Source organism: Roseateles hydrophilus (assembly GCF_026712245.1).
Lineage (GTDB): Bacteria > Pseudomonadota > Gammaproteobacteria > Burkholderiales > Burkholderiaceae_C > Pelomonas > Pelomonas hydrophilus.
Genome location: NZ_JAPPUY010000008.1, coordinates 24,539 through 35,531, shown reverse-complemented (window position 1 = coordinate 35,531; position 10,993 = coordinate 24,539). Strand labels below are relative to the sequence as shown.

Annotated in this window: 6 protein-coding genes and 3 tRNA genes; 3 read left to right on the top strand and 6 right to left on the bottom strand. The window is 67.8% G+C overall.

Going from position 1 to position 10,993, the window contains the following annotated elements; genetic code table 11:
• The 4 genes from NYO99_RS21190 to NYO99_RS21175 all read right to left on the bottom strand — a co-directional run.
• The coding region (locus tag NYO99_RS21190) for a GTP-binding protein (protein WP_268169284.1) at positions 1 to 381 on the bottom strand (381 nt) is incomplete at its 3' end.
• 52 nt (positions 382 to 433) lie between these two features.
• Positions 434 to 508, bottom strand: a tRNA-Thr gene (locus tag NYO99_RS21185).
• Positions 509 to 581: 73 nt separating this feature from the next.
• Positions 582 to 655: transfer RNA gene (locus tag NYO99_RS21180), tRNA-Gly, on the bottom strand.
• A 49-nt stretch (positions 656 to 704) separates the two neighbouring features.
• Positions 705 to 789, bottom strand: a tRNA-Tyr gene (locus NYO99_RS21175).
• Between the two features lie 499 nt (positions 790 to 1,288).
• On the opposite strand from NYO99_RS21175, the gene NYO99_RS21170 reads away from it, so the two are divergent.
• Both NYO99_RS21170 and NYO99_RS21165 read left to right on the top strand, forming a co-directional pair.
• The gene (locus NYO99_RS21170) at positions 1,289 to 4,093 is read left to right on the top strand and encodes a TonB-dependent receptor (RefSeq protein WP_268169283.1); all 2,805 of its coding nucleotides are present in this window, start codon (positions 1,289 to 1,291) and stop codon (positions 4,091 to 4,093) included.
• 104 nt (positions 4,094 to 4,197) lie between these two features.
• The gene (locus NYO99_RS21165; RefSeq protein WP_268169282.1) at positions 4,198 to 5,808 is read left to right on the top strand and encodes a tryptophan halogenase family protein; all 1,611 of its coding nucleotides are present in this window, start codon (positions 4,198 to 4,200) and stop codon (positions 5,806 to 5,808) included.
• Between the two features lie 12 nt (positions 5,809 to 5,820).
• Here the strand turns inward: NYO99_RS21165 and NYO99_RS21160 are convergent, their stop codons facing one another.
• Positions 5,821 to 6,831, bottom strand: a complete 1,011-nt coding sequence (locus NYO99_RS21160) for a cupin-like domain-containing protein (RefSeq protein ID WP_268169285.1) — start codon at positions 6,829 to 6,831, stop codon at positions 5,821 to 5,823.
• Positions 6,832 to 7,362: 531 nt separating this feature from the next.
• Here NYO99_RS21160 and NYO99_RS21155 point away from each other — a divergent pair.
• Positions 7,363 to 10,020 (top strand): TonB-dependent receptor, encoded by a 2,658-nt coding sequence (locus tag NYO99_RS21155; RefSeq protein WP_268169281.1) that lies wholly within the window; start codon positions 7,363 to 7,365, stop codon positions 10,018 to 10,020.
• Between the two features lie 255 nt (positions 10,021 to 10,275).
• On the opposite strand, the gene NYO99_RS21150 is transcribed toward NYO99_RS21155, so the two are convergent.
• Positions 10,276 to 10,992 carry a DUF6445 family protein gene (locus tag NYO99_RS21150; protein WP_268169280.1) on the bottom strand — a complete coding sequence of 239 codons (717 nt, stop codon included), beginning with the start codon at positions 10,990 to 10,992 and terminating at the stop codon, positions 10,276 to 10,278.
• Position 10,993: the final 1 nt, after the last annotated feature.

Below are 10,993 nucleotides of genomic sequence, written 5' to 3'. Positions count from 1 at the left end.
GCCGACCTGGCGAGCCAGCAGGATGTGCTCGCGGGTCTGGGGCATCGGGCCGTCAGCGGCCGAGCACACCAGGATGGCGCCGTCCATCTGGGCGGCACCGGTGATCATGTTCTTGACGTAGTCGGCGTGGCCGGGGCAGTCAACGTGCGCGTAGTGGCGGTTGGCGGTCTCGTACTCGACGTGCGCGGTGTTGATCGTGATGCCGCGGGCCTTTTCTTCGGGCGCTGCGTCGATCTGGTCGTAAGCCTTGGCCTCGCCACCGAACTTCTTCGACAGCACGGTTGCGATTGCAGCCGTCAGCGTCGTCTTGCCATGGTCCACGTGACCAATCGTGCCCACGTTCACGTGCGGCTTGGTCCGTTCAAACTTGCCTTTTGCCATCTTGCGCTCCTGAGGCGAACCCGTTGGGACGAGTAGAAAAAAGAAGGAGTTGTGGTGCCCTTGACGCGGATCGAACGCGTGACCTCTCCCTTACCAAGGGAGTGCTCTACCACTGAGCCACAAGGGCATCGGCACGGGTTTAACGCCAGCAGAACTGCGCGGCAAACCGGTATCGACGCTGACCGACCAAGCCCCTGACATGGAGCGGGAAACGGGAATCGAACCCGTGTCATTAGCTTGGAAGGCTAAGGTTCTACCATTGAACTACTCCCGCCCTGGGAGCTTCTCACCATCAGATTTCCACAGCATGCAAGCGCAAGCTTTGGTGGAGGAGGCTGGATTCGAACCAGCGTACGCAATGCGGGCAGATTTACAGTCTGCTGCCTTTAACCACTCGGCCACCCCTCCTGAGGCAAGCCCGCAACTATAGCACAGCTTTTTGCGCCTGCAACCACCTCGCGCACAACTCACGCGCGGCCGCACAAGACATCGCAGGCCCAGCCAGCAGACAGATCACACCGGCGCGTCAGCGCGGCCACCCGTCCAGCGACGCCAAAACAAGATCCGCCGTGGACGCGCCACTCACACCACGCCACCGCCGGGCGATTCCGTGTCGAAGGCGCAACAGCTTTCGCCCGATGAACCGATACCAATCTGATACCAAACAAGCTCGCCAAGCCACCCGGTCATAGAGAGCCAGCCCGGTCACATGCTGCGCCGGCCAGCACCCCGGGGAAACCACCCGCCCATGACTGGTAGCAAAGTGGCGTCATCGCTTGATACATTGGCGTCACACTGGTTGTGTAGGGCTCGCGCAGAAGACCATCACATCCGGGCTCCAGGTGGTATGCAACCGGTCGGTCGCGCATCACCGCCACGACTTCATCGGCCATCACGAGGAACTTACATGAAGGTCAAGCAGACTCCCATCTCGCAGGCGGTGCTCATCGCCCTACTCGGCGCCAGCGGCGCCGCCCTGGCCCAACAAGCCCCGGCGCAAAGCCAGCTGGAGACGGTCGTGGTGACCGGCGTCCGCGCATCGCAAGAAAAGTCGCTGAGCGTCAAGCGCAACGCCGAGGCCCACATTGACGTCATCTCCGCCGAGGACATCGGCAAGATGCCCGACAAGAACGTGGCCGACTCGCTGGCCCGCATTCCGGGCGTCACCGTGCTGAACAGCCCCGCCGGCGGCTCGGGCGGCTTCGACGAGCGGGATCGCGTGGGCCTGCGCGGCACCAACCCCAGCCTCACCCAGACGCTGGTCGACGGCCACGGCATCGCGAACGGCGACTGGTTCGTGCTGGACCAGACCGGCGCGGGCGTCGGCCGCAGCGTGAGCTTCTCGCTACTGCCGTCCGAACTGGTGAGCCGCGTCGAGGTTCGCAAGAGCTCCGAGGCGTCGCTGGTGGAAGGCGGCACGGCTGGCTCGGTGAACATCATCACCCGCCGTCCGCTGGATTTCACGAAGACGCTGACCGCCGAGGTCGGCGTGGGCGCGGTCTATGCCGACCTGCCGAAGAAGACCGACCCGCAGCTGTCGGCCCTGCTGAACTTCCGCAACGAAGCGCGCACCTTCGGCGTGATGGTGCAGGCCTTCTCCGAGCAGCGCAGCCTGCGTCGCGACGGCGTGGAGGCGCTGGGCTACATCAACAAGCTGGATGCAACGACCGCGCCCAAGCTGGTCGCGGACAACCCCGCCCTGAACGGCGTCTACACGCCCGACCTGATCGGCTCGGCCCTCTTCACGCAGGAGCGTGAGCGCAAGGGCGGCCTGATCCGCGCGCAGATCAAGCCCAACGCGGACTTCGACGCCACCCTCACCGCCTTCTCGTCCAAGATGGATGCGGACAACTACAACCGCAACTACCTGCTGGCGCCTCGCGGCGGCTTGCTCAACACCGCGACCATCTCGGACTACGAGGTCAAGACCGACAGCAACGGCAACAAGACGCTGACCAAGGCCACGTTCAACTGGGCCACGCCGTCGACGGCCGGCTACTACGACATGATCAGCCGCAAGGCCTCGGCCGAGACCGGCTTCGTCAGCGTGGAGTCCCGCCTCAAGGTGAACGACGCACTGACGTTTACGGCCAACGCCGGCACGTCGACCGGCAAGGGCAAGACGATCAGCCAGGACGTCGTCGAGCTGGCCATCTCCAGCACGCGCGCCAGCTACTCGCTCAACGGCACGGACACTGCGCCGTCGTTCAGCTTCACCAACCCGACGACGCGCGCCGACTGGATCTTCGGCGCGCAGAACGTGGTGGTGCACGACAAGGAATCGTGGGCCCAGGTCGACGGCGAGTACGAGCTCGACGCCGGCATGCTGAAGACGCTGAAGTTCGGCGTGCGCAGCGCCCAGCACAAGCGCTACACCGACCCCATCGTCGCCCAAGGCCCCGGCTGCGCGACGGGCACGCCGTACCGCGTGTCGGCCTTCGACTGGAGCATGCCCAGCGCCTGCTCGGTGCCCGGCCCGAACGGCACCACGGTGGATGCCCCGCAGAACTCCTTCTACACGCTGCCGGCCTTCGGCGGCGCCTACCCGAGCAACTTCGGCAGCGGCCTGGGCAGCGGCTTCCCGACCAACATTCCCTACATCACCGCCGACGCGCTGGCCGACTACAACCGCCGCGTCACCAACCGCGACCCGGTGGTGCGCCGTTGGGCCGAGCAGGAATACTCGGTGAAGGAAAACACGACGGCGGCCTACGTGCAGGGCGCGCTGGAGGGCCCGGGCTGGAGCGGCAATATCGGCCTGCGCGCGGTGCGCACCACGCAGAAGTCCAGCTCCTTCCGCGCCAGCCTGGCCGGCGAGACGCCGACCATCACCGGCTCGGCCTTCGGCAACTACACCGTCACCACTTCTGACCTGACCTACACCGACTGGCTGCCCAGCGCCAGCGTGCGCATCGATGTGCAGAAGGACGTCGTCGCGCGCCTGGCGGTGAACCGCACCGTGACGCGGGCCGACTACACCGCGCTGTCCGGCTACACCGCGCTCAACACCACGGGCATGTTCCTGGACAACACCGTTGTGGGCGGCGGCACGGCGGGCAACCCCAAGCTCAAGCCGGTGCGCTCAACCAATGTCGACGCCAACATCGAGTGGTATTTCGCGCCGCGCGCCTTCGTGTCGGCAGGCGCGTTCCTGATGGACATGAGCAGCTACATCACCGACGGCACGTTCCGCGCGAACTACCCGGCGCTGCTGATCAACACCAACCAGGTCGGCGGCAACCCGCAGCTCGTGAACCGCGACTTCCTCGTGACCGGCCCGACCAACCGCAAGGCGACCGTCAAGGGCGTGGAGTTCGCGTTCGAGACGCCGATTGCCGCGAACTTCGGCGTGATGGCCAACTACACCTACGCGGACGGCGAGGACGAGACCGGCGCCGTGCTGCGCGGCAACGTGAAGAACTCGTTCACGCTGGGCGGCTTCTTCGAGAACGACCGCTTCTCGGCGCGGGTGAATTACAGCTACACCGATGACATCTTCGTCGGCAACGACCGCGGCACGAAGTACTTCCAGAAGGGCACGGGCGTGCTGTCCGCCTCGGTGGGCTACAAGTTCAGCGACAACTTCAGCGTGAGCCTGGACGGCCAGAACCTGAACGACCCCAAGCTGAAGTACTACGCGTCGGAGCTGCAGCCGCGCGCCATCTACCGCAACGGCAGCCAGTACTACCTGACCGCCCGCGTCAAGTTCTGACGGCGCCGGGCACGGCGGAATCCTCGGGTTCCGGCGCAGCCCTTCGCTGGCCAGAATCAACAGGGAGCGTGGAGTCCACGCTCCCTTCTTCAATGGCCCATCCCATGAGCGAGACCGCCACCGTCATCGACCCCTACACGCCCGCGCGGCCGCTGGGCGGCAGCACGGACGCGCCGCCACCGGTGCGCCATGTGTGCATCGTCGGCGGCGGCTCGGCGGGCTGGATGACCGCGCTGCTGCTGGCCACCACGGCCTATGGCCCGCGCCTGAAGGTGACGGTGCTGGAGTCGCCGCAGGTAGGCATCATCGGCGTCGGCGAGGGATCGACGCCGTGGCTGCGCCGCTTCTTCGAGACCCTGGGCATCGAGGAAGCCGAGTGGATGCCGGCCTGCCATGCCACCTACAAGAGCGGCATCACGTTCGAAGGCTGGTCCGGCCGACCGGGCTTCGAACGCTACTTCCACCCGTTCGTGTCCATGCTGGACAACATGACCATGCCCGCCTTCGTCGACCACGTGCACGCACGGCTCGACGGCGCGGACGTGCCGGCGCACCCGGACCGCTTCTTCGTCGCCGCCGCGCTCGCACGCCAGGCCAAGGGGCCGCGTGCGGCGGCCGACTTCCCGTTCGACGTCTGGTACGGGTATCACTTCGACGCCACGCTGCTGGGCCAGTTCCTCGCCCGCAAGGCCACCGACCGCGGCGTGGCCCACCTGCAGCGCCACGTGAACCAGGTGCTGCTGAACGAGCAGGGCGACATCGCCGGCCTGCAGCTTGACGACGGCGAGACGCTCGCGGCCGACTTCTTCGTCGACTGCACCGGCTTCGCCTCGCTGCTGACCGGCCAGGCCTTGCGCACGCCCTTCATCGGCTTCGGCGAGAACCTGTTCAACGACGCCGCCGTCGCGATGCCGACGCCGCTGCACGGCCCGCTCGAGTCCCAGACCGTCGCCACCGCACTGCGCCACGGCTGGGCGTGGAAGATCCCGCTGACGCACCGCCAGGGCCATGGCTACGTCTACAGCAGCGCGCACTGCTCGGCCGACGAGGCGGAGACCGAGTTGCGCCGCCACCTCGGCCTGCTGGACGCGGACATCCCGGCCCGCCACCTCAAGATGCGCGTGGGCCGCATGGAGAAGATCTGGCAGCGCAACTGCGTGGCGATCGGCCTGTCGCAAGGCTTCATCGAACCGCTGGAAGCCACCGCCCTGCTCTACGTGCAGGTGACCGCGTCCATGCTCGTGGAGGTGCTGGAGAAGCGCGCCCTCGGGCCCGACGCGCAGGCGCAGTTCAACGAGGCGATGCGGCAGCGCTTCGAGAACACGCGCGACTACATCGTCGCGCACTACAAGACCAGCGCGCGCACGGACACCGCGTACTGGCGCGCCAACGCGGAGAACATGCACCTGTCCGACTCGCTGAAGAGCGTGCTGATGACCTGGATGTCCCGCAAGCCGCTGATCCCGGGCCTGAAGGCGGAGCGCTTCGGCCAGGGCTACCCGGCCGTGTCCTGGTATGCGCTGCTCGCGGGCATGGGCGTCTTCCCCGACGCCGAGGACCTCACCCCCCCGACCACCGCGCAGGCCCGCCACGACCTGAGCGCCATCGATGACTTCATCGCGCACAGCCTGCGCCATTTCCCCGACCATCGCGCGCTGCTCGCCAACATCCCGCCGGGCAACAGCCACCGGCTGCTGCAGACCTACGCCTGGTAGCCGGCCACGCGCTCAGCCCCGCGTCAGCATGTCGATGAGCTGACGGCGTTCGGCCGCGTCGCGCTCGGCATCGACCGGGCCGAACAGGTGGCGCTGATCGGCCGGCAGGTGGGCCAGCGCGTCACCGCGCGCGCCGAACACATAGTGGCCGAACAAGGCCTGCCAGCCCTCGCGCTCGCTGTCGGGCAGGTGACGCAGCGCCAGCATGGCCAGGCGCAGCGCCGCCAGGTGCAGGTCGTCAGGCCGGCCGGGCGCGGCCTCGGGGCGCCACCAGTAGTTCATCAGGATGTTCAGCTGCGGCGCCAGCGCCTCGACCTGGTGGAACCACAGCGGCGGGATGTAGATCGCATCGCCCGGCGCCAGCTCGGCAACCCGCGCCTGCTGCAGCGCCTCGGCCACGCGCGGGAAGCGCGCCGGGTCGGCCCGGTGCAGGTCGGGGACGACCGACATCGGCGCTGGCGTCGGCGCGTAGTCCGGCGGCCCCAGGTAGAGCAGCGGCGCGCAGGCCGGCGGCAGCAGCGTGAAGCGCCGCTGCCCGGCCGCCACGCAGGCCAGGTTGTGCGAATCGTCGAAATGCGCGGGCACCGTGGCGCGATTGCCGATCCAGATGCGCGGAGCCACTGCGGCGTCCAGCAGCGGCAGCGCATTGGCGCGCTCCAGGCCCGGCAAGGCCTGGAACACCAGCGCACTCTGCACCGCCAGGCTCGGCGGCTCGGGGAAATGGCTGTAGCGCCAGAGCTGCTCGAACAGGGCGGCAAACGGCCGCTGGTCGTGCATGAAGTTGAAGCCCGCCAGGTCGGGCCGGTAGCTGAACGCGCGCGTCGCATCGGGCCTGGCCAGCAGGGCATCGACCGGCTGACCGCCGTCGAACCCCATCAGGTAGTGCAAACAGGGCTCCAGGCCCGCCCGGCCCTGCGCCACCAGCGGCCAGTGCGCGGCCACGCCGCGCAGCACGACGGGCTCGCCGCCCGGCAGCACCTCGCGCTCAAAGCGCTCGCGCGTGACGGCCTGGATCTCCAGCATCGGCTGCACAGCGCCCCCTCAGCGCGCCCTGCCGCGCAGGCGCGACGCCGCCTGCCGCGCCAGGCTTTGCTTCAGACGCGGCGCATCAACGGCCGACCAGTGCTCTACGGGCTTCACGGCGCCATTGTCCCGGCCGGGTGCCGCGGCCGCGCCCCGGCCAAACCCTGCAACCCACACAGTCCAATTGCAGACCAGCACTCAAAAGTGGTCATAGCGGCCGACCGATCGCAAGTGCGACGTCGCCACCATGCAACAGCGCAGGCGACGCCAATTCAATACCAGTGAAGCCGCCTCACACGCTGGCCTCCTGGGCAAACCAGCCGATTCTCCTGGGAGAAGTCATGAGCCATCCGGGAAACTACTCGCCCAAGATTGGTAGCAAACTGGATTTATCGATCGCTATAGTGGCATGCGACTGGTTGCATTGACGCCCCATCAGAGGGCGTCGCAACCGGACTGAAGGTGGTATCTGCGGGGTCAGCCCGCGCTGGTCTGCCACCGCCCGAACCCCGCCAACCGAGGAAAGACAACATGAAGGTCAAGCCGACCCGTATCGCGACCGCCGCGTCGCTGGCAATGCTGGGCATGTCGCTCGCAGCCCAGGCGCAGCAGGCGCCCGCGCAGGAAACCGCGCAGCTCGAGCAAGTCGTCGTCACCGGCATCCGCGCATCGCTGCAGAACGCCGCCACGATCAAGAAGGCCGCATCGGCCGTGGTGGACGCCGTGTCCGCCGAGGACGTGGGCAAGCTGCCCGACTCCGACGTGGGCCAGGCCCTGGGCCGCATCCCCGGCGTGTCGGTCGGCCGCGCGTTCGGCCAGGGTGCGTCGGTGTCCATCCGCGGCTCTGACCCGCAGATGACCTACACCACGCTGAACGGCCAGACCGTCGCGTCCACCGGCTGGTACGACCAGATGGACATCGACCGCTCGTTCAACTACTCGCTGCTGCCGGCCGAGATGATCGGCGGCATGGAGGTCTACAAGTCCTCGCAGGCCAACCTGACCGAAGGCGGCATCGGCGGCACGGTCATCGTCAAGACCCGCAAGCCGCTGGACCTGGACGCCGGCACCGTGGTGCTGGGCGCGCGCTATGGCAAGGGCACGATCAGCGACCCGGAGAAGGAAGTCTCGGGCCTGTACAGCTGGCGCACCGCCAACCGCAGCCTGGGCGTGCTGGTGGCCGCCGCCGTCTCGGATGGCGACTACATCCGCCGTGGCGTGGAAGCCGACAGCCGCTGGTCCAGCGACGTCGCCCCCACCGCCTTCGTGCAGGAGCGCAAGCGCACGGCGCTGAACGTCGCGCTGCAGGCCCGCCCGGTGGACGGCCTGGAAGTGGGCCTGACCGCGCTGAGCATGAAGCTGGAAGCCGACGGCTCGAACGCCAGCGACTACCTCTTCCACGACGCCAACTGCGACAAGCGCAACACGGCCGTGATCTCGGCGTTCAACCCCAACGGCATGTGCCTGCACAGCACGACCACGGCCGCCAAGCCGCTGGCCAACCAGTTCTTCCAGGTCTGGGCGCGCGGCGCCGAAATGACCTCGGACAGCCTGACGCTGGACGCGCACTACAAGCTGGCCAACGGCAAGCTGGATCTCGTGCTGGGCTCCACCAAGGCCGAAGGCGGCACCTCGCTGACCACCAACTACCAGACGCGCTCGTGGAGCGACGCATCCGACCCGGCCTGGTTCGGCTACTTCCGCCGCCCCAACTGGCAGGGCACGATCGACGCCACCGGCCAGCAGATGGTGCTGAACCCGACGTCGGCCCAGTCCTGGGGCCTGAGCGCCATGCCCAAGCAGCTGGCGCCCGAGACCTGGGCCAGCTCGCGCGGCCCCAACAAGGACAAGGAAAACTACGGCCAGATCGACGGCACCTTCTACCTGGACTGGGGCGTCATCACCGCCTTCAAGACCGGCGTGCGCCTGGCCGACCACACCTTCGAGAAGCGCTCCTTCCGCCCGGTGTGGAAGAGCACCATCACCCCGGTGAACACCGCCACGCTGTTCGACGGCTCGGTGGACGTGGGCGGCTGGACGGTGCCGCGCGCCAACATCGGCGCGATGCTGAGCAACACCGCCGCCAACATCAGCGGCTGGAACGAGGACCGCTCGGGCTACGGTGAACTCAACGAGAAGAACCGCTCGGCCTACGGCATGTTCGAGTTCGACACCGAAGGCCTGCGCGGCAACTTCGGCCTGCGCTACATCTCGACCGACATCACCAGCACCGGCTACAAGTTCGACGGCTCGGCCCTGGCCGCAGGCGACTACGCCGGCAACCTGAACTGGAGCAAGAGCACCACGTCCACGCGCGCCAGCTACAACGACGTGCTGCCCAGCGTGAACCTGGCCTTCGACCTGAAGAAGGACATGGTGCTGCGCGTCACCGCGTCGCAGGCCATCACGCGGCCCAACTTCGCCAACATGTTCGGCGTCACCGTGTCCGGCTACAACGACGACCGCCGCGGCAACGAGACCTGGACCGTGGGCAACGTGGGCCTGAAGCCGCAGAAGTCCAGCCAGGCCGACATCGGCGTGGAGTACTACTACGGCCGCGGCAACCTGCTGTCTGCCACCTACTTCGTGAAGGACATCTCCAACTTCGTCGTCGCCAAGACCACGGCCAACCAGAAGGTCGGCCTGGTGGACCCGCTGACCGGCGTGGACAACTGGACGCTGCAGAGCTTCGAGAACGCCGGTGGCGGCCGCATCCGCGGCATCGAGCTGCAGGCCAATCATGCGTTCGGCAACGGCTTCGGCGTCATCGGCAACTACACACTCACCGAGGGCAGCGCGCCGGCCAGCAGCTACCTGGACCAGCTCGGCATGTTCACGCAGGCCTCCAAGCACAACGTGAACCTGGTGGGCTACTACGAGAACAGCACCTACAGCGGCCGCCTGGCCTACAACTGGCGCTCGAAGTACATGATCCGCGAAGGCGCGTTCTGGTACGGCAACCGCATGCATGACGCCTACGGCACGCTGGACCTGAGCGTGGGCTGGAACATCAACAAGTGGCTGAAGCTGAGCCTGGATGCCGTGAACCTGACCAAGTCCGACGACGTGCAGTACGGCGCCGCCGCGGCCAGCAACACCGGCATCAAGGACCCGCTGCGCGCCGGCTTCCCGGCCTGGTCCTTCCAGGGCGAGACGACCTACAAGATCGGCCTGACCGCCAAGTTCTGATCTCCCGCTTGTCTCCTTCAAGCCCGGCAGCCGCCGGGCTTTTTTTATGGCTCAGCGCCACGACACAGGCCAGCCCTCGCCAGGACGGGCTGGGCCGGGAACACCGAATGCCACGCCAAGCAGGAGGCCGGGTCGGCCTGATGCGCAGGTGCAGGAGGAGGCCGCGCAGCGGCCGGGGGACACGGAGCATCAGGCCGACCCGGCCTGATGCGCTCAACCCGCTGGCCCGATCAGGCGGCAGCGCCGCCCCGCGGCTCAGAAGTCGTAGAAGGTGTTGACCGTCAGCCGCCCGGCGCGCGGGTCGGGGCTGAGGCTGCGCTGCGGGTTGACGACCGCCGTGTGCAGCAGGCTGCCGCGGTAGATGACCAGCCGGTTGAAGCGCGCGGGCAGTAGGCCCAGCAGCTCGAAGTGCTCGTCGCCCTCGGCGAAGTAGCGCGCGGGCGGAGGCTGCTGCGCCACCTCGTCGTACAGCACCGCGCCGAAGCGCTCGCGCTCGGCCGCGGTGATCTGCTGCAGGCCCGTGGCGCGGTGGCGGTAGAAGGCCGTGCCGCCGTGGCGCTCGTCGCACAGGTAGAGCAGCACGGCCATGTAGTGCGGCGTGCTGGCGTCGAAATGCGGCACGCGCTGCAGCGGCCCCAGCGCCTGCGGCGCCAGCGTCGTCAACGAGAAGGTGCAGGGCGTCTTCTTCACCGGCAGCGCCTCGGGCACGTCGAAGTTCAGCTTGATCAGCGGCTCCAGCAGCTCGGTCAGCTGCTCGGAATACGCCGCCGGCACCGGCGCCCGCAGGCCGGGGTAGCCCTTGCGCTCGGCCGCGCCGGGCAGGGGCTCGAACGTCGCCGCACACGCCGCGTCCAGCAGCGCCTGCGGGTCGGCCAGGAAGTCGTCGATGACCACCACCGCGTGCTCGCCCACCCGCACCGAGCGAATGTCCGGTGGCATGCGGATGGCGAACGGTTCGGGGCTGGACGGCACC